Origin of the sequence: Novimethylophilus sp., from assembly GCF_036504375.1 — a bacterium.
GTDB lineage: Bacteria > Pseudomonadota > Gammaproteobacteria > Burkholderiales > Methylophilaceae > Novimethylophilus.
The window spans coordinates 1-23,973 of record NZ_DASXVH010000032.1 but is presented as its reverse complement, the minus strand read 5'-3'; the positions used below and the strand labels follow the sequence as shown (position 1 = coordinate 23,973).

Sequence of the window (23,973 nt, the reverse complement as noted above, 5' to 3'; positions counted from 1 at the left end):
AAGCATCGAAGAACGGCTGGAAGCGATTGAAGCCCGGTTAAGCCGGCTTGAAGCGCGGTCCCCCATCAAGGCGCCGCCCGCAAAGCCTGCCGCCCCGACCCCAAAGCCTGCCCGCGAAGGCCCGCCTCGCCACGCAGCTGCTGGGCTGGGGCGGCGCGGCGGCGCTGGTGCTGGCGGCTTCATACATCGTCAGGCTGGCCATCGCTTCCGGCTGGCTGACGCCGGAGCGCCAGATCGGGCTTGCCGTAATCGGCGCGCTGGCGATGATAGGCATTGGCCTGTGGCTGCGGCGCAGCGAGTCGAGCGGCGGCGGGCGCGCTTATGCCGGGCTGTTGCCGGCGGGCGGCATCATTATCCTGTTCATCGCCATCTATGCCGCACATTTATATTATGGCCTGGTGGGAGCCCCGGCCGCGCTGGCCGCCGTTACGCTGGCCTGCCTGTTATCGCTGTGGCTGTGCCATGTGTTCCAAAGCACGCTGTACGCCTTTTTCGCGGTGGCGGGCACTTATTCCGTGCCCTTCCTGCTGCGCAGCCTGATGCTGGACATCACCGACCTGGCGATCTATTTCGCTAGCTGGAGCGCGGTGTTCTGCATGTTTTCGATCTGGGTCGGCAGCCGTGCCGTTTACCTCTTGGCGCTTTACATGGCGCTGATCGGCTTCGACTGGGCCTGGCGCGACGGCAGCTATGCCGACCAATGGCTGAGTGCCGGAATATTCCAGACGGCGTTGCTGGTGATTTTTGCCGGCACCGCGGCGATCTATTCGGTCAGGCGCCAGTCGCCCTTGAACCAGGAAGCCGCGGTTGCGCATCTGCCGGCCTTGCTGGTGTTCTATTTCCTGCAATATGCACTGTTCAAGCAGCATATACCCGCCCTCGCCCCGTGGGTCGCGGTGGCAAGCGCCGCCATCGTCGCGCTGTGTTACCTGCTCGCCCGCAACGCTGCCGGCAAGGAACTGGCAGGAGGCAGGATGCTGCTGCAGGCTTATGTGGCCTTGGTGCTGTTCCACGCCGGCTATATCGAATCCATACCGTACGCCTGGGCTCCCTGGGTGGCGTTTTTGCTGGTGCCGGCGACGGCCGCCTACGGTGCGTTGCGCCGGGATATGGCGGCGCCGGGCAGATTCGTCTGGCTTGCCGTGATCGCGATTTTCCTGATCAACTACCTGCGCATCGTCGCCGGCTTCGACCGCGGCGGCGTCACCGCACCCGATTTGCTTGCGGTCTGCTACGCGCTGGAACTCTACGGCGGCTATTATCTGGCGCGGCGTGCCAATAGTTTGCAGCAGGCATGGCCGCTGTTGCTGCTGGGCGGCCATCTGGCGGCCATTGCCGCCGCGGTGCAGGTGTTTCACGACCGCATCGCAGTGTCGCTGACCTGGGGTATCCTGGCCGTCGTCTGTCTGTTGATTGCGCTACGCTTCAAGGATAAGTTGCTGGGGAAATCATCGCTGCTGATTTTTGCCATTTCGGCAGGCAAGGTGCTGTTCTACGACTTGGCTTCATCGGCACCGACAGTGCGCATTTTCACCTTGCTCGTGGTGGGATGCAGCTTCTATCTCGGCGGCTGGCTGTACCGCAAAATCGAGTTGCTGGAATGAGACGCTGTTTAAAACAGGGCATCCGTTAATACGTTGCTTGCAACGCTAGGTAAGACGAAAATTGGTTAGTGGAGTAAGCATTGATGAGGGCTTTACCAGCCGAAAAGAGCAAATGGAAGTGGTCTGACAGATCATATTTCCCGCCCAGATTGAATCCGACAGTTGCCTTTTCACCAATTCTTGAAGGTGTTTCGTGGAACAGCTCCCCACCCAGCAGGAGGTTTTCAGATAGATGGTTGAGAGCCGCGACGCCGACAAAGTATGAGTTCTTTGTGTTTGACCCTTGATTAATCCTATACCCTGCACCACCATAAATAGTCCAATCCTTGCTGTCTCTTTGAATCCATAGCGGCAAAAATGTCTGGATTTTTCTTTCATCCGGATTCAGCGTCTTATCGGCCGTTGGTAAAAGTAGCATAGGGTAAATTCCAACCATCCAGGTCGAATGATCATACTGGCGATTAAAGAACCTGTATTTGATGCCAATCTCGGTGTTATCTAACCCGTAATGCTCGTCCTCACTGGTCTTTGCATACGTCAGTCTTGGCAGAGCATGAATCTGGACATCCGGCAATAAGCCATAGTTGATATCGATGCTCGGAGCGCCTACCGAGGTTTTTCCTTGGCTCCTGGACGCATTTACAGCGAAACTGATTTCCCAATGCTGATTTGCCACAGGTTCAGGATCATCTGTGACGAACGGAGGGCCTGCCCAAGTCGGGGTAGAAGCTACAACCATCACTAAGAACACAGAAAGTTTGATTTTTCTTAAAACCAGCAAATTCTGAACTCCGGATAGGATGAATAGAAAGTATGTTTCGTCTATTTTGAATTGCTCGCGCGTGAATCAACCTTTAATGCGCACCCTGTTTGCCTGCCCGCTGCGGGAAAATCATGATGCAGGCAACGATAAATACAAGCAGGGCGGCTGATGCAGAATAGCGGCTCAATTCAAGCCCTCCAGAGCTGAATGGTTTGTCGAGAAAATCACCCACGACAGCACCCAGTGGTCTGGTCAGAATAAATGCAACCCAAAAAAGGGTCGTTCTCGAGATGGAAGTCCAATGGTAAGCGGCAACCACAATTCCCAATAAGGCAGTAAATAGAATTGCTGCGCCATCGTAGCCAAGTCCTGCAGTATCCGCAGTCCAATCGCCTAATGCAGTCCCTAGCGTTTGGGAAAACATGATGGTGACCCAGTAAAACATTTCGGCTTTAGACGTGATTATTGTCTCGACAGCAATTGTTCCAAGCGAACGATGCCAAACGAAGAGGGACGTCATGAGGAGAACGAGCAACAGCGACGAACCCCCTGCGTAGCCTATACCCAGAGAGCGGTCCGCAAAATCAGCGAGAGTTGTACCCACAGTGGTGGTTGCGATAATAGTGGTCCAGTAAAGAAAGGGATGGAAACCCTTGGCCTTGATCTGGGCAAACACGGCCACAAGGAAAAGCGCAGTAAAAATTGCTGTGCCTACCAGGTAGCCCAAGTTCATCGACATTGACACGGCATCGCCGCCAGTTTCACCCAAAGTCGTTGCTAAAATTTTGATAATCCAAAATACCAGGGTCACCTCTGGGACTTTGCTCAAATTGTTCTTAGCTGCGGTATTCATTCAAAGCCTTTCGCATATAAATCATCGCAAACAAATGATAAGTTTAAGAATAACAAGTTACCGCTTAATGACTGCTTCTGGCCGATATGAGGCATTCACTTCATAGCAAATCAACACGAATGAAAATTTCTGCGCCCCACCAGCTATTACCGCAATCAACCGCAGATTACGAATACCTCACTTTTAGATATTTTCCAAGGCGCTCCTGGGGCCATTCACCAGCCGCTGCACCACCAGGCTGCCCACCATGTCGCCCTCGACGTTGACCGCGGTGCGCACGGTGTCCAGCAGACGGTCGATCGGCAGCAGGATGGCGATGGCCTCGGCCGGCAGGCCGACCGATTGCAGCACCATCACCATGGTTACCATGCCGGCGCTGGGGATGCCGGGTGCGCCGATCGCGGCCAGCATCGCGACGAAAAATACGATCAGCTGCTGCGCCAGGTCGAGGTCTATGCCGGCCAGGTTGGCGATGAACAGCGCCGCCGCGGCTTCGTACAGTGCGGTGCCGTCCATGTTGACGGTAGCGCCCAGCGGCACGACGAAGCCGGCGATGCCGGGGCTGACGTGCAAGTGCTGCTGCATGCAGCGCAATGTCACCGGGATCGTGGCTGAACTGGAACTGGTGGCGAAAGCGGTGATCAGCGCTTCGCGCGCGCCGCGCCAGAATTTCAGCGGGCCGACGCCGGTCACCGCGAACAGGATCAGCGGCAGCACGACTGCGCCGTGCAGCAGCGTGGTTCCCAGCACCACCGCGACGAACTTGCCAAGGCTTGCCAGCAGCAGCACATTTTGCGTGGCCGCCAGCTTGGCCAGCAGCGCCATGATGCCGAACGGCGCCAGCCGCATGACCCAGCCGACGATCAGCAGCGTCAGCTCCAGGCCTTCCTGCAACAGCGCCAGCACATTGCGGTAGCGTTCGCCGCCCATCACCAGCGCGACGCCGACGAACAACGCAAACACCACGATGGCCAGCACATTGCCCTGCGCCAGCGCGGCGAAAGGGTTGACGAACAGGCCATGAAAGAAACTCACGGCGAATTCCGCCAGACCCATGCGCTTGGCTTGGAAGCCCTGCATCGCGTCGCGAAACAGGTCCAGGCTCAAGCCCTTGCCGGGCGCGAACAGGTTGGCAGCGCTCATGCCCAGCACGATGGCGATGGCCATCGACAGCACGAAGAACCCCAGCGTCAGCGTCCATACCCGGTGCATCTGCCGGTGCATGCGCAAGTTGGCCACGCCGGCCGCGATGGAGGTGAATACCAGCGGCACCAGGATCATCTTCAGCAGATCGACGAACACGCCGCCCGCCAGCCCGGCCACATACAGCCCGTTTTGCGTGACTGCCGCATCCTTGCCCGCCGCGGCCATGCCCAAGCCGGCCACGATGCCAAGCGCCGCGCCGAGCAGGATTTGGGCATTGAGCGAGATCTTCATCGCAAACTATTCGCCGCGCTGCATCACTGCCGCAAAAAAGCCGTCGGTGCCGTGCTGATGCGGCAGCATCTTGAGCGTCGGGCCGGTATCCAGCGGAATTTTCTGCTGGGCGAGAATTTCCGCCGCATTGCCGGCCTTGAACTCGGGATGCTGCGCCAGGAAGGCTTCGACCACGGCTTCGTTTTCTTCGCGCAGCAGGCTGCAGGTGGCATACACCAGCCTCCCGCCGGGTTTGACCAGCCTGGCGGCGGCGGCCAGGATGTTGGCCTGCTTGATGGCGAGCTCGGCGATATCCAGTTCGGTCTGGCGCCATTTCAGGTCCGGGTTGCGACGCAGCGTGCCGAGACCGCTGCACGGCGCATCCACCAGCACGCGGTCGAACTTGCCGGCCAGGCGCTTGAGCTTCTGGTCGCGCTCGTTGGCGATCAGCTGCGGGTGAATGTTGGACAGGCCGCTGCGGCCGAGGCGCGGCTTCAAGTTGGCGAGGCGCCGCTCCGATACGTCAAAGGCATAAAGCCGGCCGGTATTCGCCATCAGCGCGCCCAGTGCCAGCGTCTTGCCGCCTGCCCCGGCGCAGAAATCGGCGACCATTTCACCGCGCCGCGGCGCGACCAGCATCGCCAGCAACTGGCTGCCTTCGTCCTGCACTTCGACCACGCCTTTTTGAAACAGCACGTGCTTGTTCAGCGCGATCTTGTCTTTCAGTCTTACCCCGTCCGGTGAATAAGGCATAGGCGCGGCGACGATGCCTTCCTTGGCGAACAGTGCCAGCACCGCTTCGCGCTGGCCGCTCAAGCGGTTCACGCGCAGGTCCAGCGGCGCTGTTTGCTGCAAGCTGCGTGCCAAAACGAGCGCCTGCTCATCACCGTATTGCGCGACCAGCCTGGCCCACAGCCAGTCCGGCAGTTCGGCCTGCACCGGCAGCGGCAGATCGTCGGCGGGCTTGGCCTTGAGTTCATGCAGCCATTCGATTTCAGCCTTGCGCAGCAACGGCTCCAGTTCGCGCGGGTTGATGCCGTTGAGCCGCACCAGACAAGCCAGCAGCAAGCGGCGCGGGCTGGCGTCGGGCGCCAGATATTCGAGAAACCGTCTGCGGCGCAGGATGGTATAGAGCGATTCGGCGATGAAAGCGCGGTCAGGCACGCCCAGCTTGCGGTTATCGCGGAAGTAGGCGGAAAGCCGGGCATCGGCAGCGCCGCGACCTTCCTGCAGCTCCGTCAATGCGGTAACCGCGGTTTCAAACAGCGATTTGGTCAGGGCCATGGATATCCTAAAAAGACGGCTTGGCCACGGAAGCACAAAGCCAGGCGATTATGTGCTTCCTTGTGGCGGATTAATTTGAATCATTCTATCAGCAGGCGTGTCGCCAGCTGCTCGGTGACGGTGCCGTCCTTATCGGTCTGGCGAATCTTTACCGGCAAATAACGGTAATCCGCGGCCAGCCACACTTCGGTTTTTTCATCGGCATCGCCGCTGCTCTTGGCAATGTGGATGACGCGCAGCGTTCCCATGCGGGTTTCCAGTTTCTGCTCGCCCTCGAATGAATAAACGTAAGTCTTGAGCTTTTTGCCATTCGCTACCGTCACGCGCATCTGCTCCAGCGGCGGCACGAACATGAACTGGTAAAGAAAGCTCAGCATGTCCTGCGTACCGTCGACGATCTCGACCGATGAGCGGCGGTCGCCGGCCTCCATCGCCACGGTATGCGATCCCCAGTTAAAGCTCGCGGACTGCGATTTGCCGCTGCCGCGCTGCTGGCGGAAACTCAGCGGTTGCAGGCCATGCTCGGTCACCTGCCCTTCGCTATGCTCTTCGAATTTTCCGGAAACGAACAGCGATACCAGACCGCTGGCCTCGGCCACGCTGTGCAGCGTGTACCGATTATCATCTTCCAGCTTGAAAGCCTGCTTCACCTTTCCCAGAGGGGTGCCGCCCTTGCCGCGAGCGAGCTGGAAATCGATTTCCACCCGTTTCGGTGCGGGGGGTACGACCGCGGGTTCTTCCGCAATATCTGCCGCTCCCTGCTCTTCCGCCGCCCCTTGCTCGGCCACAGGCGCAGGCGATGTTTCCTGCGGCCTGAGCGCCTCGACCGGCGCAACAGGCACGCTTGGGGCTGGAGATGCGGGTACCGCCTCCTGCGGCGGCGGCTCGACTGTTTTGCTCTTCGGCTTGGACCTTGCCGGCTTTTTAACCTGCGGCAGTGCCTGGCGGGGTTGCGGCCGTGGCGCAGGTGCTATTACAGGCAGCGGCTTAGGCAGCGGCGCCAGCGTCACATCTATGGTTTCCCTGGATTGAGCCCAGTCAGGCAAGGGGATTTTCGCACCGAACACCAACAAGAAATGTATTGCCACCGATACGGCGATAGCCCAGAAAAGCCGGCGGCTGAACAGCCTGGGCATGGGATTACTCGAAACTCAGACTGGTCAGAACCTGTTCGATCTTCATGCCGTTTTCATCGCGCAATACGATTTTGGCGGGAATGAAATACTTGTCGGTGGCCAGCCAGAGCTCTTTTTCATCGTCGTCCCCATCCTTGACTGCATTGCTTAACCGCACCACTTTCAACCCGCCCAGCACGCCATCCAGCGTTTCGTCCTTTACCGTCACGCGGTACTGGTAATTGCGCAACCGCTTGCCGGTAGTCACCGGCAACGTGAACTCCTCGCCAGCAGGCGGCTGGAACATGAACTGGTAAGTGAAGCTGGCCAGATCCTGCGTACCGGCAACAAGATCGACCGTGGTAGTTTTCTTCTTGGAACTCAACGTCAGCTTGCCCGCGGCCCAGTCAAACTCCGCGGCGACCGTTTTCCTGGCGTTATCGCCTTGCTGCTGCTCGAAACGGTGCGGCTTGAGTCCTTCGGCGTTGACTTCGCCTTCGCTGGTCAGCCTGCGTTTGCCGAACAGCGCGTAAACGCCCTTACCCGTAGTCACGCTCTCGATACGGTAATGATCGCCTTCCCGGCGATAGGTCTCGTTCACCGTGGCAAAAGGCTTGCCGTCACGGGTCGCCTCATAGACGGCAGTGACTTTTTGCGGCGCGGCAATCGCCACGCAGGAAGCCAGCAGGCCGCTTAACAACAGGAGGTATTTGTTCATGGTGGGCTTAACGCATCATCCTCTTTATTCGACGACTTATTTAACGATGGTCTGCTCTTCGCCGTTGCAGCGCTGCCGCACAGAGCCGATGCGCCACACCCGTTCACCCTCTGCCGTCAGCAGGTTTTGCGCGTGCTCGGCGTCGGCGGCGGAGACAATCACCACCATGCCGATGCCGCAGTTGAAGGTGCGATGCATTTCGTCGTGGGTAACGTTGCCCTGCGCCTGCAACCACTGAAACAACGGCGGCAGGGTCCATGCCTTGCCGTCAATCTCGGCAACCAGATTTTCCGGCAGCACGCGCGGCACGTTGCCGGTCAGCCCACCGCCGGTGATATGCGCCATGCCCTTGACCGGCAACGCCGCCAGCAGCTTGAGCAGCGGCTTCACATAAATGCGTGTCGGCGCCATTACCACGTCGCGGAACGGCTGGCCATGGAAGTCGCTATCCATATCGATGCCGGAAAGTCCGATCAGCTTGCGCACCAGGGAATAGCCGTTGGAATGCGCGCCGCTGGAAGCCAGCCCCAGCACCACGTCGCCCTCACCGATGGTCGAACCGTCGATGATGGCGTCTTTTTCCACGCAGCCGACGGCGAAGCCCGCCAGGTCGTATTCGCCGGCCGGATACATGCCCGGCATTTCCGCCGTCTCGCCGCCCACCAGCGCGCAGCCGGCCTGTTCGCAGCCGGCGGCGACGCCCTTGATCACCTGCGCCGCGGTGCCGACCTCCAGCTTGCCGCAGGCGAAATAATCGAGGAAGAACAGCGGCTCGGCACCCTGCACCAGAATATCGTTGACGCTCATCGCCACCAGGTCGATGCCGACGGTATCGTGCTTGTTGAGCTGGAACGCCAGCTTCAGCTTGGTGCCGACGCCGTCGGTACCCGACACCAGCACCGGATTCTTGTATTTTTTCGGCACTTCGAACAAGGAACCGAAACCGCCGATGCCGGCCAGCACTTCCGGCCGCATGGTGCGCTTGGCGAAAGGTTTGATGTCCTCCACCAGCGCATCGCCGGCGTCAATATCGACGCCCGCGTCACGGTAGCTGATGGAAGGTTTCTGTGAATTGGGAGCGCTCAAGTTGTATTCTCGCTGTCGGCAGGATAAATTACGGCTTTTCCGAATTTTACCGCGAAACGGCCCAATGCGAGACAACAGTGCAGGTGTATCTCAATTCTTCTGGCTGATTCCGCTGGCGGCACTCCTCTGGCTACTGTATCTGCTCAGCCCTATCCTCGCGCCGTTCATGTTCGCGGCCATCCTCGCCTATATCTGCAACCCCATGGTGGGCTGGCTGGAGAAGAAACGCATCCCGCGCAGCATCGGCGCGGTCGCCGCCTTATTGCTGCTGATCGGCGCCTTCGTCGGCCTGGTGCTGATCCTGGCACCGCTGGTGCAGCGCGAGACCCAGCTGTTCATCGGGCATATTCCGGCGTATCTGGATTGGCTCAAACTGCACGCCATGCCCTGGCTGCAAACTAATTTCGGCATCGACATCGCTATCGACGCCGACGAGATCAAGGCTTTTCTCGTCAGCCATATGCAAAATGCGCGCGATGTCGCGGCGCACCTGCTGCCGTCGCTCAAAACCGGCGGCCTGGCGCTGCTGGGAATCGCTGCGAACATCCTGCTGGTCCCGGTGGTATTTTTCTATGTGCTGCGCGACTGGGGCGGCATGCTGGCCCGCATCGAGCGGCTGATTCCGCGCCGCTGGCATGCGCTGACCACGCAAATCGTCGGTGAAATCGACACCGTGCTGTCGGAGTTTCTGCGCGGGCAGATTGCGGTAATGCTGCTGATGAGCGTGTATTACGTCATCGCGCTGCATCTGGCGGGGCTGGAATTCGCGCTGCCGATCGGGCTGGTGACCGGGCTCTTGGTGTTCATCCCGTATCTCGGCATCGCGGTAGGCATCGTCCTCGCTCTCGTCGCCACGCTGATGCAATTTCAGGGTGTCGCCGGCCTCTTGCCGGTATTGATCGCGTTCGGCATCGGCCAGGCGCTGGAAGGCATGGCAGTCACGCCGTTGCTGGTGGGCGAGCGCATCGGCCTGCACCCGGTGGCGGTGATTTTCGCGCTGCTGGCTTTCGGCCAGCTATTCGGCTTTTTCGGCGTGTTGCTGGCGCTACCGGCCAGCGCCGCGCTGCTGGTCGCGCTGCGCCATCTGCGCCGCTATTATCTCGACAGCTCTTTCTACCGATAGTGAAACAGCTGATTCTCGACATCCAGCCGGCCCCGGCGCCGTCGCTGGAAAACTTCGTTCCCGGTCGCAACACCGAATTAGTCGCTGCGCTGCGCGCGCTGCCGGAAAACCCCCAAGGCAAGCGCTCGCTCTACGTCTGGGGCGAATCCGGCAGCGGCAAGACGCATCTGCTGCTGGCGGCGGCCGCGCTGTACGCACGACAAGGCCAGTTCACGCACTACGTCCGCAGTGACGCCGACTGGGAATTTCTCGCCACCTGCGATGCGGTGGCGCTGGACGATGTGCAGAAGCTTAATGAAACCGGCCAGGTCGCGCTGTTCAACCTGTTCAACCAGTTCCGCGACGCCGGCAAGCCGCTCATCATCGCCGGCCCCCGCGCGCCGCTGGAACTGGCCGTGCGCGACGACCTGCGCACCCGCCTGGGCTGGAGCCTGGTGTATCAGGCGCAAGCGCTCACCGACGCCGAAAAAACCGAAGCCCTGCGCCGCCACGCCGCCGAGCGCGGCTTCCGCCTGCCCGACGAAGTCACCGACTACCTGCTGCGTCACATGCGCCGCGACCTGCCGACGCTGATGGCAATGCTGGATGCACTGGACGAATGGTCGCTGACGGCGAAGAAACCGGTGACGGTGGCGTTGTTGCGGCAGTTGCTGCATACGCCGATCTAGATGCCGTTCACGGCGCGCAGATTTACGCCGCCACTACCAGCCATCGATTACCAGTAACACTTAAATTTTAGGGGTATTGTGTTTCGGCCCGGATGCTGTAATGCTTTACCCGGAGCCGGTTACGCACTTGATCGAGAGGTTTTGGGAGCGCGGTAGAGCCAGGTGTGTTTTCTGGCTGCCTAATCATGGCTTCTGTGTTTATTTACATTAATAACCAATAGATTATAAAAATAATGCAACGGGTTATACACCTACAATTTCAGTTTTATACACCGCATGCGGTGTATATTCAGCGTTGGGCGTACTAAGCACCATGGCAAAGCCGAAGAGATTGCAGCGTCCCAAAGACGAACTAAAGCGCGAACTCGTCGAGCAACTTCAGTTGTTGCGGCGTGCATGCGTCACGTTCGATGATGGGCTGGAAGCTGTCGGGAAGCATATTTCTCTGAGCCTTCGAGTTCTCTTGCACCACCATGGCCAGTCACGTGCGCTGCTAGATCAACTCGGTGTCCGTTCGGGCCGCTATCTGACGTCGGTCCCGCCGCTGAATCCACGAAATCTTCTTACCGAATGCAATCTGGTCGTACTTCAGGGTTCCGCGAGCGGAGCAAGATACCTTCCGGCTATTTCTATGGGAGGGGGCCCCTTCCCCCTGCAGTCAATTCCGTTCGTGAATTGGTGGAACGATCCGGTACTAAAGGACAACCGAAAGAGAACGCTCTGTCGGCGTGAGTTGGTATTGAACGTTGCAGACACGGATGGTGGCGCCCACGTCGATCTCGAACTCGAAGAGGCATATATGGCAATTTCTCGCGAAAACTCCCTTGGTTGGTTCTTCAGCAATGGAACTGTTAGCGCCCCTGCGGGAGGGCGCCCGGAACTGGCCTGCATGCGTCAAATAGCACACGAACTGCTAAGCACCATTTATCAGTATGTTCCGGAATTCGCCCCGCACGCCCAACCCATCATTCCACCGGACCTGCCGCAAGCACCGGACCTCCGGGGTCAGGTCTAGATAAATAGCACGTAGGAAGATTATTAGTACTGAAATAAGATGCAACTATTCTAGACCTGACCCTAAAGCGTAAAGCGTGTTTTGACGTATTGTGTTTCGGAAGGAAATCCATGTCCGGTGAAACTACAGGTGTTGTACGTTTAACCCTTCGGCTTGAGGGGCTGTGTGTCCTTGTGGCGGCCATGCTTGCTTACTCGAAGCTTGGTCTTGGCTGGGGTACGTTTGCATTATTCTTTCTCACCCCGGATGTTTCGTTTCTGGGCTATCTCACGGGGCCACGGGTTGGTGCCGTAGCCTACAACGCCGCACACTCGTATATCGGCGCAATTACCTGCATTGTCGCCGGCTTCCTTCTTCCCGCCCCCGCACTTTTATGTGCGGGCATCATCTGGTGCGCACACATTGGCTTTGACCGTGCCCTTGGTTATGGGCTCAAGTATTCAGCCGGGTTTGGTGTTACCCATCTCGGTCTTATCGGGCGGGTTACCAAATCCGCGCCTGACCAGGTGCGTCCCTGACGCTAACACGTCAGGACAAGACCATGACCTATAATCTGCTTAAGCTCGCACACATCATTGGTGCCGTGTTAATCGGTGGTGGCCTGCTTGGTGTTTGGCTGAGCGATTTACGATGCCGTCAGTCGCGTGAGCTGGTGCGTTTTTCCGAGGCCGTACGAAACATTCCGGTGTTTTACGATGGAGTTGTGGTTCCGGGAGCCATTATTCTCCTCATCTCCGGCACATGGATGATCGCTAAGTTTTTCGGTGGCTGGAATTTTGTTTCCACCCCCTGGCTTGCGGGCATGGTCTTCCTGTTTGCTTTTGAGTTCATCGAGGGCAATACCATCACTCGCCTCTACTTCATGCACTTGCGCCGTTTGACCCAACAGGCTTTGCAGGCTGGCGCATTTACGCCGGAACTGGAGAAAGCGCGCGCAGCGAATGTGCCGACATTCACGCACTTTCTCGATTTACCAATGCTGTTTTTGATCGTCACATTGGGCGCGCTCAGGCCAGACAACTGGAGTTTGTTTATTGTTGGGTCATTAGTTTCCGTGGCCCTTGCCACGGCCCTGACGATATTCATTCCTCGTCTTTATCCCTGGGTGGCAAACCAATGAGCGTCTATTCCGCTCCCTGAGCTAACTCGTTCGGAGAGACGATGCCGACCATTAGCGTAAAAAAGCTGGACGATTCGACGTTCGAAGTCACCGTGAACGACCGGAGTTCGACCACCCACACCGTTACCGTGCCACCGGATTATGCCGCCAGATTGACCGGGGGACGGGTGCCGGTGGAACGGCTGGTGAGCCGCTCGTTCGATTTTCTGCTGGCACGCGAATCGAACACCAGCATCCTGCGCAGCTTCGAACTGCCGGTGATTGCGCGCTATTTTCCGGAATACGAGCGTGTGATTCACACGATGCTGGAATAAGCCAAAGCGGCAGTCAACCGCCGATGCACACCGATAAACGCCGACAACACCAGCCTTTGGTGCAACCAAACAAATCATCTGCGTTTATCGGCGGTTAATGGCTTTTACAAGTTGTCTGCGCTGGCGGGAACGGGCCTGCCGGGCTGCTCTCATCCGGCGACGATCGCGGTTTCTATCGACTCCGTCGCGCCCTTGTTGTCCACCCAGCTGATCTTGACGATGTCGCCCACCTTGGCGGCTTTCAGCCGGAAAGTCAGGTAGGGATTCTTGGAAATGCCGGTGCCCCATTGCGCCTCCAGCACGGTTTTGCCGTTCAACGTCGCGCTGACCAGCTGGATGAAATGCGCCGGCTCAGTCTCGCCGCGGTCGTTCTTGCGGCGGCCGGTTTCCATCGGGTGGCTCATCAGCACCTTGATCTCGACGCTACCGTCTTTCAGCTGGGCGCGGATTTTCATGTTATTCGCCATCAGTCGCACCCCCCTATCGCCACTTCGACCTTGCGCGATACCGAATAATATTTGCCGCCGGCCTTGACGATGGCTTTCAACTCGGAGGTTTCGGCCATTTTGATGCGGGTGACGATGTAGGGCTCGGCGGCGGCGGCAAACACGAAATTGGCGATCAGCGGCGTCGGGTTCTTCTCGGACAGGATCGCAATCGCCTCGGTGCCGGGAATGCGGCTTTCCACTTCGATTTGCACAATGGCACCGTTTTCCGCCAGTTGCGGCGCGACCAGCACGATGTCGCGGCTGGGGCCGATTTGCGTTGCTTGCAAGCCCTGCAACGCGCCCTCCACGCTAGTCGACTCGAACGCGGCCTTGTTCCATACCGCCGCCAGCGCTTTCAGCGGTATCAGCACGGCCAGACCCAGCAGCGACGCACCCGCTTTCAATAGAGATCGCCTGTTCATCTATCCACCATTTTCCCTTGCCTCCTACTTCTTCTTGGGATCGCCCATCTGCTGCCGCAACTGCTTGAGCCGGGCCTCGACGATGGATAACTGGTAGAAATCGCCGTCGCCGCTTTTCACCGCGAGCTCCATCTGTTCGACCGCCGACGGCAGGTCATAGGCGCGATAGTAGGCCTCGCTCTGCGCCTGGTGGCGCAGCAGGTTCTTGCCCAGCCGAGTGTAGGCCTGCGACCGCAATTCGTAAAGATAGCCGTCGTCGGGAAACAGTGTTTGCTTCTCGCCCAGGAAACGGGTCGCTTCGTTGGTCTGGTTCATCGACAGCAGCGCTTCGGCAAAGCCGTAAATCAGGCCTCGATGCTTGGGAAACCAGGTCAGCGCACTGCGGAAACGGGTGAGCGCCTCCTGGGTCCGCCCTTCCGCCAGCAGCAGTTGCGCAGCCAGCGTTTCGGCCATTGGATGGCGCGACAGCAGGGCTTTGAGCGTATCCAGCTCATGCGCGGCGCGCGTGTAGTCCTGGCTCAGCATGGCCGCCTGCGCCAGCCCGTAGTGCTGGGCTGCTTCGCTGCTATATTTCTTCTCGCGCAGGTTGGCCTCGAAAAACTGCATCGCATCCCGCGGGTTGCCCTGCATGGCACGCAGCTTGGCCCTCACCAGCTGGAACTCCAGGCTGTCCGGCGCCTGGCGGTAGGGCATCTGTTCGACCCGGTTGCGCACCTCGGCGATACGCTCCGTCGTCAACGGGTGGGTGCGCAGGAAAGATGGCGCGCTGCCTTCCGAAATGCGGGTACTTTTCATCATGGTTTCGAAGAAAGCGGGCATCGCGCGCGTGTCGAAACCGGAATCGTTGAGGATCTGCAGGCCCACGCGGTCGGCCTCGCGCTCGTTCTCGCGGGTGAAGTCCAGCTGGCGCTGCACAGTGCCGGCCTGCGTCGCCGCCATGCCGGCGCGCGCCAGTTCCGGATTGGCGCGCGCCATCAGGATCGCCAGCGCCAGCGCGGCAATCGAAGGAATAGTATCCCGCTGCTGTTGAGCGACCATGCGCGAAATATGGTGCTGCACCACGTGGCCGATTTCGTGGGCCAGCACGCTGGCCAATTCCGATTCGCTGGCGGTGTTCTGCAACAACCCGGTATGCACACCGATAAAACCGCCCGGCAGCGCAAAGGCGTTGATGGTGGGGTCCTGGATTACAAAAAAGGCAAAAGCCCGGGTGTTTTCCGAACTGTTGGCGGCGAGTCGGTAGCCCAGCGCACCGATATAATCCGCCACTTCGATATCATTGACCAGTTCGCCGCTGGCGCGAATGTCGCGCATGATTTCTTCGCCGATGCGGCGTTCTTCCTGCGGCGGCAGCACGGTTTGCGAATAATCGCCCAGGTCGGGCAGGCCATCGGCCAGTGCGGCCGGTACCAGCAAAAGCGCCAGCACCGATAGGTATAGAAATTTCATGCTGCTATGATAATGGCAGCTGAAAATAAGTTCACATCAAAAATTGTAAGGATATGTAAATGGCCGAATTCACGCATTTCGACGCCGAGGGCCAAGCCCACATGGTCGATGTCAGCGAAAAAACCGAGACCCGGCGCATCGCGCGCGCCGAAGGCCGCATCCGCATGCAGCCGGAAACGCTGCATATGATCCTCAAGGGCGACGCCAAGAAAGGCGACGTACTCGGCATCGCCCGCATCGCTGCGATCCAGGGCAGCAAGCGCACTTCGGAACTGATCCCGCTGTGCCACCCGATCGCGCTGACTAAAGTCGGCGTCGAGTTCGAAGTGGAGGCCGCTGCCTGCGAAATATGCTGCCTCGTGACTGCGGAAACCGTGGGCCGCACCGGGGTGGAGATGGAAGCCCTCACCGCCGCCAGCGTCGCGCTGCTGACGATCTACGACATGTGCAAGGCGGTCGATCGCGGCATGAGCATGCACGGCATCCGGCTGCTGGAGAAACAAGGAGGAAAATCCGGGCACTGGGTTGCCGACAAGCAATAATCCGCTAACGCGAGTCTCAGTCCGGCCAATAGCCGCATGTCAAAATGGATCGTCTAACGATCTTCGATACCAACAACAAAACCCAATCGCGAAACACGGTCCAGCAGCGTTTTTAACCGCCTCTACCCACCGAACGCATATGGGCTGGCGTCCATAAACGGCGCCTTGCCGGCCAGCAGGCTGGCGATGAGTCTGGAGCTGGCCGGCGCCATCGTGACGCCGTAGCGGAAGTGGCCGGTGTTGAGCCAGAGGTTTTTAAGCACGGGATGGCGGCCGATGGCGGGGATATTGTCGGGAGAACCCGGACGCAGGCCGGACCAGTGGCGCACGGGCTGGCGGCCGTGCAATTGCGGCAGCAGCGCGACCGCCTTTTGATGCAGCTCGCGCGCGGCGGTCGCGGTCGTGCTCTTGTCGAAACCGACGTCCTCGACCGTGCTGCCGGCGAGAATATGGCCATCGCGGCGCGGAATGAGGTAGAAGTCGTCCTGATAATGGATGTGTTGCAGCAACCCCGCCGGCATTTCGTACAGCAGCATCTGGCCGCGCATGGGCTTGAAGTCGAGCGCCGCCGCATGTTCGCCCAGCAGCGGGCGGCTCCAGGCGCCGGCGGTGACGACGACGTCATCCGCTGCCAGCATTTCCGCCCCGGCCTGCACGGCGGCGACACGGTTGCCGGCGATCTTGAGGCCGCTCACCTCGGTATGCTCCAGCAGCCGCACGCCATGCTCTTGCAGCCAGCGCCGCAACGCCTGCGTCAGGCGCGGGTTGCGCACCTGCGCCACCTGCGGCAGCCATAATTTATCTTCCTGCAATTCCGCCGTCATATCGTGGGCGGCGCACCAGGATTGCGCGACTGCCATATCGCAGGGTGGATGCACCAGCATGCCGCTGACGCTATATTCCGGGTCGATGCCGGTAGCTGCATGCAGTTCGGCCGCCAGCGCCGGGTAGCCGGCAGCACCGGCCAGCGCCAGCCGGTTGACTTCCTCCCGGTAGCGCCACGGCAGCAACGGAAACAGAATGCCGCCGCCGGCCCAGGAAGCTTCTCCGCCTGCATCCGCCCTATCCACCAGCATGACGTTCGCGCCACGCACTGCCAATTCCATCGCGGTCATGCAGCCGACTACGCCGGCGCCAATAATGACGATATCGCTCATTTGCCTTTCAACAACATGTTCTCTGCGCTGGCCAGGCCTTCCCACATGCCCAGCAGCACGACGACGTCGCCATCGTAAAGCTGGGTGTCGGGGGTAGGCTCGATGTTGCCATCGCCGATGCGGCGGATGGACTGCACCTGTACCTCCAGTTTTTCCAGAGCGAGATCGGCAAGCCGGCGGCCGATCGCAGCAGCGCCGGTCGTGATCTGAACCGGGTGCAGGCGCATCTGGAACCTGTCGGCGACGTCCAGATCATGATCGGACAGGCCATGGAAGAAGCCTCGCAACATGCTGTAGTGCTCCTCGCGGAAGCGGCGGATGCGCTTGACCACCCTGTTCAGCGGCACGCCCAGCACTACCAGCGCGTGCGACGCCAGCATCAGGCTGCCTTCCAGCACCTCCGGCACGACTTCGGTAGCGCCGGCTTCGCGCAGCCGGTCCATGTCGGTATCGTCCAGCGTGCGCACGATGATGGGTATGCTGGGATAGTGCTCACGCACCACATGCAGCACCCTGAGCGTCGCGCGCAGCTCGGAAAAACTCACCACCACCACCCTGGCGCGTGCCACGCCGGCGGCTTCCAGTATTTCCAGCCTGGATGAGTCGCCGTAGGCTACCGGCAGGCCGGCGGTAACGGCCTCGCGCACGCGCACCGGGTCAAGATCGAGCGCGATATAGGGAATATTTTCCTGCGCCAGGAAACGCGCCAGGTTCTGGCCGCTGCGCCGGTAGCCGCAAATGATGGCGTGACCGGACAAGCCCTGGCTGACGTGGGCAATATCCTCGGCTTGCTGGGCGCGGTTGCGCTTGTAGCTCGGCGCGAGGATGCGCGCGATACGGCCGTTGGATTGAATAATGAAAGGCGCGAATAGCATCGACAGCAGCATCGCCGCGAGCAGGATCTGCGCGTAGTGCGGATCGAGCAGATTGTACTCGGTGCCCTGCGCCAGCAGCACGAAACTGAATTCGCCGGCCTGCGCCAGCGTCAGGCCAGTGCGCAGCGCGACCCCGGCTTCATGGCCGAACGCGCGGCACAGGCTGGTCACCAGCCCCGCCTTGACCAGCGCCAGCGACACCGCCAGCAACGCGATCCAGCCCAGGCTGCCGGCCAATGCATGCAGGTCGAGCTGCATGCCCAGCGTGATGAAAAACAGGCCCAGCAGGATATCGCGAAACGGCCCGATGTCGGCTTCCACCTGGTAGCGGTAGCGCGTCTCCGAGATCAGCATGCCGGCGACGAACGCGCCCAGTGCATAAGACAGGCCGGCGAACTTGGTGGCATAGGCCAGCCCCAGCGTCACCATCAGCACGTTGAGCACGAACAGTTCCTGCGAGCGCTGGCGCGCCACCAGTTCGAACCAGGGGTTGATCAGTGACTTGCCGAATACCAGCAGCACCGCCAACACCACCCCGGCCTTGAGCGCCGACATGCCGAGCAGCGACGGCAGGTCGCCGCCGGGCGTCGCCAGCGCGGGAATCAGGATCAAGAGCGGCACCACCGCGATATCCTGGAACAGCAGCACGCCAATGGATAGCCGGCCGTGACGGGAATTGAGCTCGATCTGTTCCACCAGCATTTTCGATACGATCGCGGTCGAAGACATTGTCAGCGCACCGCCGATCACCAGCGCCGCGCGCCAGTCCAGTCCCAGCAGCATGGACGCGGCCACGGTATAGGCCATGGATACCAGCACCTGCGCGCTGCCGAGACCAAACACGGTGCTGCGCATCGAATACAACTGCGGCAGGCTGAATTCCAGGCCTATGCTGAACATCAGGAATACCACGCCGAACTCGGCGAGGCTGCGCACCGCCTCGCTGTCCTCTACCCAGCCGAAGGTATGCGGCCCCAGCGCCAGGCCGACCAGGAAATAGGCCAGCAGCGGTGGCAACCGCAAGGTGCGCAGCAGCGCCACCAGCAGTACGGCGCTGGAAAGCAGGAGCAGGATGATTTTAAGGGTGGGCATAAAATGTAGCGCTCGTAAATTGCGGCGGGCATGAAACCGCACCGCCGCTGATATTTTTATTATGATCCAACCATGTTACCGTTAAATTCGCGCAGCGGCATCTGCGCCGCGGTCATCGCGAGTAAACCAGCACGTCGTCCCGCAGCGAGAATCCGCAGGCTTCCCAGAACTGCTGGGCGATCAGGTTGTCGCGCTTGACCAGGCTGTGGATTTTCGGAATGCCCTCATTGGCTATCGCTTCCACGGCGGCGTTCACCAGCCTGGCACCCAGACCTTTTTCGCGATAGTCCGGCTTCACCGCAAGGTGATACAAGTAACCGCGCCAGCCATCATGCCCCGCCAGTACCCCGCCCACCAGCCGCGTACCTGCACAGGCGACAAAACTGCTGGCCGGATTCCTGTAAAGAAAACGCGCCAGCGCTTCGGGCGTATCGGTATCGCGCAGCTGCAGGCTGCCGGCCGCACTCCATAGCACCGTCAGTTTCGGATAGTCGCTTTCGCACATCGGGCGCATCACCGGAGCTTGCCGCATCAACTCTTGGCTTTCGCATTGCCGGGCATGCGCGCGACCTGTTCCGCGCTGCCGTGCTGCTGGATGTAGTCCCGCATCAGCTTGCGCACCACCTGGGAAGGTGTCAGGTCATGCGTAGCGCAGACTTCTTCGAAAATCTGTTTCTTGATCGGATCCACCAGGATGGTCAAACGCGCAGTTCGATTTTCCATTGCTTATCCTCTTTGATGATAATAATATGTTAATCAAAATATAATTTAATCACAATTAAATACTCCATCAGGCGCCATGGCAGATCTTCTAACATCGCTGTTGCCTATAGACGCGGCCGGGCTGGCAACGCTGGCGTGGCTCGCGCTGGGGTTGCTGGGCCTGTTCATACCGCGCCGCCTGATCACCGCAATACTGTTCCCGGCAGGCGCGGCGGTAGCGCTGCTGCTGGCGGCGGCGGGCCTGTGGGGGCTGAATACGCCGACGCAGTCGACAGTGCTGCCGCTGGGCCTGCCCGACCTGCCGTTCCACTTGCGGCTGGATGCGCTCTCCGCCTTTTTCCTGCTGCTGCTGGGCGCGGCGGCGACCGGCATCTCGCTGTATGCCGCCGGCTACTTTCGCAGCCTGGCCAATAAAGATGGCACGCTCAATCTGCTCTGCCTGCAATACCACGTGTTTCTCGCCAGCATGGCGTGGGTGCTGCTGGCGGACGATGCCTACCTGTTCATGGTGGCATGGGAGACGATGGCGCTGTCATCCTATTTCCTTGTCACCACCGACCATGTCATTCCGGATATCCGCCGCGCCGGCTTTCTCTACCTGCTGATCGCCCACATCGGGGCAATCGCCATCCTGCTGGCGTTCGGCGTGATGCAGGGCGGACACGGAGATTACAGCTTTGCCGCGATGCGCGCCGGGCACCTGGATGCGTTCCGCGCCAGCATGGCGTTCCTGCTGGCGCTGTTCGGTTTCGGCGCCAAGGCCGGCCTGCTGCCGCTGCACGCCTGGCTGCCGGAAGCCCATCCCGCCGCGCCGTCGCCGGTATCGGCAATGATGAGCGGCATCATGCTCAAGACCGCGATCTACGGCATGCTGCGCGTGATGTTTGACCTGCTGGACGAGCGGCTGTGGTGGTGGGGTGCACTGATGCTGGTGCTGGGGCTCTCGACGGCGCTGTTCGGCGTACTGTTCGCCGCGGTGCAGACCGACATCAAGCGGCTGCTGGCCTATTCCTCGATCGAGAACATCGGCATCATCGCGAGCGGCATCGGCCTTGGCATCCTGTTCCACGCCTATAACGAAGACGCGGTAGCCGCGCTGGCGCTCACCGCCACCCTCTACCATGCGCTTAACCACGCCTTCTTCAAGAGCCTGCTGTTCCTCGGCGCGGGGTCGGTATTGCACGCCACCGCAGAGCGCAACATGGCCAAGCTGGGCGGGCTGATCCACCGCATGCCGTGGGTGGCGGCGACCGCACTCATCGGCACGCTGGCGATCGCCGGCCTGCCGCCGTTCAACGGCTTCGTCTCCGAGTGGCTGATGTTGCAGGCCTATTTGCTGACGCCGGCGCTGCCCGCGCCCTACCTCAACATGATGCTGCCGCTGGGTGCGGCGGCACTGGCGCTGGCAGCAGCGCTCGCAGCCTATGCCATGGTCAAGTTCTACGGCATCATTTTCCTCGGCCGGCCGCGCGGGCTGGATCCCGGTGCCGCGCACGACGCCGGCGCCTGGGAACGGCTGGGCCTGACGTGGCTGGCTGCGGGCTGCGTGCTGCTGGGGCTGTTCCCGGCGAGCGTGATCCTGCAGCTGGACGCAGTCACCCGGCTCTTGACCGGACAAGCTCTCGGCAACAGCGCCGCGCACTCGGGCTGGCTATGGCTCACCCCGGTGGCGGAAGAGCGGGCGAGCTACAGCCCGATGATCCTGCTGCTGGTGATTGCCGGTGGTTTGGCACTCACGTTCCTCGCCGTGCGCAAGTTCTACCACGGGCGGCTGCGCCGCGGTCCGGCCTGGGACTGCGGCTACCCGCAACAGACCGCGCGCATGCAGGACAGCGCCGAAGGCTTCGGCCAGCCGATCAAGCAGATTTTCGAACAGTTCTTCGGCATCAGCCGCGAACTGCCGAGCCCGTTCGACGCGCAGCCCCATTACCGCGGCGAAATCCGCGACCGCCTGTGGGAGCTGTTCTACCGTCCGCTGGCGCGTCTGGTCGAGCGCATTTCGATGCTGGTCGGCGCGCTGCAGCACGGGCGCATCTCGATTTACCTGCTGTACAGCTTCGTTACGCTGATCGCCTTGCTGGCGTTTATCCGATGAAGACCTCGACCCTGCTGTTCCAGTTCTTGCAAAACGGCCTGGTGCTGCTGGTCGCCCCCTTGCTGCTGGGCTGGGTCAACCAGTGCCGCGCCTGGCTGCAGAACCGCAGCGGCGCCGGCCTGCTGCAGCCCTACCGCCTGCTGTTCAAGCTGTTCCACAAGGACGCGGTGCTGGCCGACAACGCTTCCGTGCTGTTCCGCAGCACGCCCTACATCCTGTTCGGCTGCATGTGGCTGGCGGCGGCGCTGGTGCCGGTGGTGGCGACCGACTTGCCGCTGTCCGCGGCGGTGGACGTGATCGCGCTGGTCGGCATCTTCGCACTGGCGCGGGTATTCATCGCGCTGGCCGGCATGGATATCGGCACCGCCTTCGGCAGCATGGGCGCACGCCGCGAAATGCTGGTGTCCTTCCTTGCCGAACCGGCGCTGTTGATGGTGTTCTTCACCGCCGCCTCGATCAGCGCCAGCACCTCGCTCACCACCATCGTGGAGACCCTGGCGCATCGCGGCTTCGTCATCTACCCCAGCATGGCGTTCGCCGGCGTCGCCTTTCTCATGGTGCTGCTGGCGGAAAATGCGCGCATCCCGGTGGACAATCCGGCCACCCACCTGGAATTGACGATGATCCACGAGGCCATGACCCTCGAATATTCGGCGCGCCACCTGGCATTGATCGAGTGGGCCAGCAGCCTCAAGCTGCTGGCTTACATTACCATCGGCTTCGCGCTGTTCCTGCCTTTCGGCATCACCAAAGCCGGCAACTGGGCGGCATTGCCGCTCGCAGTGGCTGCGCTGGCGCTCAAGCTCGCCGCGGCCGGCGCCGGACTGGCGCTGCTGGAGGCGCTGTCGGCCAAGCAGCGCGTTTTCCGCGTGCCCGAGTTCCTCGGCACCGCATTCCTGCTGGCGGTGCTGGCCATACTTATTCATTACCTGCTGGGAGCCTGACACTGTGCCCATCGCCCAGCAACTCATCAACCTGTTCGCCGCGCTTTTGCTGCTGATCGCCTTCGCCATGCTGTCGCAGCGCCGCATCCTGTCGCTGATCAACCTGTTCGCGCTGCAGGGGCTAATCCTTACGCTGTCGATCGCAGACAGCGCCTGGCTCACCCACCAGCACCATTTGTACTACTCGGCGGCATTAACTCTATTGCTCAAGGTGCTGTTCCTGCCCTGGCTGCTGCACCGGCTGATCCGCAAGCTGGAAATCAAGTGGGACGTGGAAACGCTGATCAACATTCCCACCACGATGCTGATCGGCATCGTGCTGGTGGTATTCGCCTTCAACCTGGCGCTGCCGATTTCGCTGCTGTCGGGCACCATCCTGCGCAACACGCTGGGCATCGCGATGGCCAGCGTGCTGCTGTCGTTTCTGATGATGATCACCCGGCGCAAGGCCATCCCGCAAGTGATCGGCTTCCTGGCGATGGAAAACGGCCTGTTCTTCGCCGCCACCAGCGCCACCTACGGCATGCCGATGGTGGTGGAACTGGGCATCGCGCTGGACGTGCTGGTGGGCGCATTCATTTTCGGCATTTTCTTCTTCCATATCCGCGAGACCTTCGACAGCCTGGAAATCCGCCATATGGAAAAACTGAAAGAGGACTGAGCCTCAACCATGGAAATTTTCTGGCTACTGGGAATGCCGCTCTTGGGCGGTGCGCTGCTGGCACTGGCCGGCCACCGCCGCTTCGCCCCGGAATTGAACGTGGCGATGAGCCTGAGCACCCTGCTGGCCGCGCTGGTGCTGACCGTCAAGGTCATCACCGACGGGTCGCTGTCGGCCTTCGGCGAGCAGTTCTTCATCGATCCGTTCAACGTGTTCCTGGTCGCGCTGACCGCCTTCGTCGCCTTCACCACCTCGCTGTTCTCCCGTCCCTACATGCACATCGAGGCCGAGCACGGCAAGCTCGGCAGCGCCCGGCTGCGGCTCTACCACAGCATGTACCAGCTATTCACCTTCACCATGCTGCTGGCACTCACCACCAACAACATGGGCATCCTGTGGGTGGCGATGGAAGCGGCGACGCTGACCACGGTGCTGCTGGTGTCGCT

25 protein-coding genes and 1 pseudogene are annotated in these 23,973 nt (G+C 60.5%); 12 read left to right on the top strand and 14 right to left on the bottom strand.

Annotated elements, in window-relative coordinates; translation table 11 throughout:
* Positions 1–47: 47 nt before the first annotated feature.
* On the top strand, positions 48–1,604 hold the full coding sequence (locus VGK14_RS04055) for a DUF2339 domain-containing protein (protein ID WP_331507651.1): 1,557 nt from the start codon (positions 48–50) through the stop codon (positions 1,602–1,604).
* Between the two features lie 25 nt (positions 1,605–1,629).
* Here VGK14_RS04055 and VGK14_RS04050 read toward each other — a convergent pair whose 3' ends face one another.
* The 7 genes from VGK14_RS04050 to purM form a co-directional block, all read right to left on the bottom strand.
* Positions 1,630–2,385: a hypothetical protein gene (locus VGK14_RS04050; RefSeq protein WP_331507650.1), complete on the bottom strand. Its 756-nt coding sequence runs from the start codon at positions 2,383–2,385 to the stop codon at positions 1,630–1,632.
* Positions 2,386–2,458: 73 nt separating this feature from the next.
* Positions 2,459–3,220: a hypothetical protein gene (locus tag VGK14_RS04045; RefSeq protein WP_331507649.1), complete on the bottom strand. Its 762-nt coding sequence runs from the start codon at positions 3,218–3,220 to the stop codon at positions 2,459–2,461.
* A 183-nt stretch (positions 3,221–3,403) separates the two neighbouring features.
* Entirely contained in the window at positions 3,404–4,657 is a 1,254-nt protein-coding gene (locus tag VGK14_RS04040) for a dicarboxylate/amino acid:cation symporter (protein WP_331507648.1), read from the bottom strand.
* Between the two features lie 6 nt (positions 4,658–4,663).
* A complete protein-coding gene (locus VGK14_RS04035; protein ID WP_331507647.1) occupies positions 4,664–5,920 on the bottom strand; it encodes an RsmB/NOP family class I SAM-dependent RNA methyltransferase in 1,257 nt (418 codons plus the stop codon).
* 80 nt (positions 5,921–6,000) lie between these two features.
* Positions 6,001–6,966, bottom strand: a complete 966-nt coding sequence (locus tag VGK14_RS04030) for a DUF3108 domain-containing protein (protein ID WP_331507646.1) — start codon at positions 6,964–6,966, stop codon at positions 6,001–6,003.
* Positions 6,967–7,060: 94 nt separating this feature from the next.
* Complete coding sequence (locus VGK14_RS04025; RefSeq protein ID WP_331507645.1) at positions 7,061–7,753, bottom strand: DUF3108 domain-containing protein; 693 nt, start codon at positions 7,751–7,753, stop codon at positions 7,061–7,063.
* A gap of 36 nt (positions 7,754–7,789) precedes the next feature.
* The gene (purM, locus tag VGK14_RS04020; protein WP_331507644.1) at positions 7,790–8,839 is read right to left on the bottom strand and encodes a phosphoribosylformylglycinamidine cyclo-ligase; all 1,050 of its coding nucleotides are present in this window, start codon (positions 8,837–8,839) and stop codon (positions 7,790–7,792) included.
* 64 nt (positions 8,840–8,903) lie between these two features.
* Between purM and VGK14_RS04015 the strand changes: the two genes are divergently transcribed.
* From VGK14_RS04015 to VGK14_RS03990, 6 genes are all read left to right on the top strand, one after another.
* On the top strand, positions 8,904–9,962 hold the full coding sequence (locus VGK14_RS04015) for an AI-2E family transporter (RefSeq protein ID WP_331507643.1): 1,059 nt from the start codon (positions 8,904–8,906) through the stop codon (positions 9,960–9,962).
* Positions 9,962–10,630 carry a DnaA regulatory inactivator Hda gene (gene hda, locus VGK14_RS04010; protein ID WP_331507642.1) on the top strand — a complete coding sequence of 223 codons (669 nt, stop codon included), beginning with the start codon at positions 9,962–9,964 and terminating at the stop codon, positions 10,628–10,630. Before VGK14_RS04015 ends, hda begins: the two co-directional genes overlap by 1 nt.
* A 313-nt stretch (positions 10,631–10,943) precedes the next feature.
* On the top strand, positions 10,944–11,645 hold the full coding sequence (locus VGK14_RS04005; protein ID WP_331507641.1) for a hypothetical protein: 702 nt from the start codon (positions 10,944–10,946) through the stop codon (positions 11,643–11,645).
* A 110-nt stretch (positions 11,646–11,755) separates the two neighbouring features.
* Positions 11,756–12,163 (top strand): DUF4260 domain-containing protein, encoded by a 408-nt coding sequence (locus VGK14_RS04000; protein WP_331507640.1) that lies wholly within the window; start codon positions 11,756–11,758, stop codon positions 12,161–12,163.
* Between the two features lie 23 nt (positions 12,164–12,186).
* A complete protein-coding gene (locus VGK14_RS03995; protein ID WP_331507639.1) occupies positions 12,187–12,765 on the top strand; it encodes a DUF2269 domain-containing protein in 579 nt (192 codons plus the stop codon).
* A gap of 41 nt (positions 12,766–12,806) precedes the next feature.
* Positions 12,807–13,079: a hypothetical protein gene (locus VGK14_RS03990; RefSeq protein ID WP_331507638.1), complete on the top strand. Its 273-nt coding sequence runs from the start codon at positions 12,807–12,809 to the stop codon at positions 13,077–13,079.
* A gap of 149 nt (positions 13,080–13,228) precedes the next feature.
* On the opposite strand, the gene soxZ is transcribed toward VGK14_RS03990, so the two are convergent.
* From soxZ to VGK14_RS03975, 3 genes are read right to left on the bottom strand one after another with little or no spacing between them, the layout of a single operon-like run.
* On the bottom strand, positions 13,229–13,546 hold the full coding sequence (soxZ, locus tag VGK14_RS03985; RefSeq protein ID WP_331507637.1) for a thiosulfate oxidation carrier complex protein SoxZ: 318 nt from the start codon (positions 13,544–13,546) through the stop codon (positions 13,229–13,231).
* Complete coding sequence (gene soxY / locus VGK14_RS03980; RefSeq protein ID WP_331507636.1) at positions 13,546–13,989, bottom strand: thiosulfate oxidation carrier protein SoxY; 444 nt, start codon at positions 13,987–13,989, stop codon at positions 13,546–13,548. The genes soxZ and soxY overlap by 1 nt, the downstream gene beginning before the upstream one ends.
* A gap of 24 nt (positions 13,990–14,013) precedes the next feature.
* Positions 14,014–15,438 carry a M48 family metalloprotease gene (locus VGK14_RS03975; RefSeq protein WP_331507635.1) on the bottom strand — a complete coding sequence of 475 codons (1,425 nt, stop codon included), beginning with the start codon at positions 15,436–15,438 and terminating at the stop codon, positions 14,014–14,016.
* Between the two features lie 59 nt (positions 15,439–15,497).
* Here VGK14_RS03975 and moaC point away from each other — a divergent pair, with 59 nt between their 5' ends.
* Positions 15,498–15,980, top strand: a complete 483-nt coding sequence (gene moaC / locus VGK14_RS03970) for a cyclic pyranopterin monophosphate synthase MoaC (RefSeq protein WP_331507634.1) — start codon at positions 15,498–15,500, stop codon at positions 15,978–15,980.
* 122 nt (positions 15,981–16,102) lie between these two features.
* On the opposite strand, the gene VGK14_RS03965 is transcribed toward moaC, so the two are convergent.
* The 4 genes from VGK14_RS03965 to VGK14_RS03950 form a co-directional block, all read right to left on the bottom strand.
* On the bottom strand, positions 16,103–17,137 hold the full coding sequence (locus tag VGK14_RS03965; RefSeq protein ID WP_331507633.1) for an NAD(P)/FAD-dependent oxidoreductase: 1,035 nt from the start codon (positions 17,135–17,137) through the stop codon (positions 16,103–16,105).
* A complete protein-coding gene (locus tag VGK14_RS03960) occupies positions 17,134–19,104 on the bottom strand; it encodes a monovalent cation:proton antiporter-2 (CPA2) family protein (protein WP_331507632.1) in 1,971 nt (656 codons plus the stop codon). The genes VGK14_RS03965 and VGK14_RS03960 overlap by 4 nt, the downstream gene beginning before the upstream one ends.
* 112 nt (positions 19,105–19,216) lie before the next feature.
* A complete protein-coding gene (locus tag VGK14_RS03955; protein ID WP_331507631.1) occupies positions 19,217–19,636 on the bottom strand; it encodes a GNAT family N-acetyltransferase in 420 nt (139 codons plus the stop codon).
* The gene (locus VGK14_RS03950; RefSeq protein WP_331507630.1) at positions 19,636–19,827 is read right to left on the bottom strand and encodes a CopG family transcriptional regulator; all 192 of its coding nucleotides are present in this window, start codon (positions 19,825–19,827) and stop codon (positions 19,636–19,638) included. The genes VGK14_RS03955 and VGK14_RS03950 overlap by 1 nt, the downstream gene beginning before the upstream one ends.
* A gap of 76 nt (positions 19,828–19,903) precedes the next feature.
* Between VGK14_RS03950 and hyfB the strand changes: the two genes are divergently transcribed.
* The 4 genes and pseudogenes from hyfB to VGK14_RS03930 form a co-directional block, all read left to right on the top strand.
* Positions 19,904–21,922: a hydrogenase 4 subunit B gene (hyfB, locus tag VGK14_RS03945; protein WP_331507629.1), complete on the top strand. Its 2,019-nt coding sequence runs from the start codon at positions 19,904–19,906 to the stop codon at positions 21,920–21,922.
* Complete coding sequence (locus tag VGK14_RS03940) at positions 21,919–22,866, top strand: respiratory chain complex I subunit 1 family protein (protein ID WP_331507628.1); 948 nt, start codon at positions 21,919–21,921, stop codon at positions 22,864–22,866. Before hyfB ends, VGK14_RS03940 begins: the two co-directional genes overlap by 4 nt.
* Positions 22,867–22,870: 4 nt before the next feature.
* Complete coding sequence (locus VGK14_RS03935) at positions 22,871–23,527, top strand: formate hydrogenlyase (protein ID WP_331507627.1); 657 nt, start codon at positions 22,871–22,873, stop codon at positions 23,525–23,527.
* A 9-nt stretch (positions 23,528–23,536) separates the two neighbouring features.
* A pseudogene (locus VGK14_RS03930) lies at positions 23,537–23,973 on the top strand (hydrogenase 4 subunit F); the annotation flags it as partial.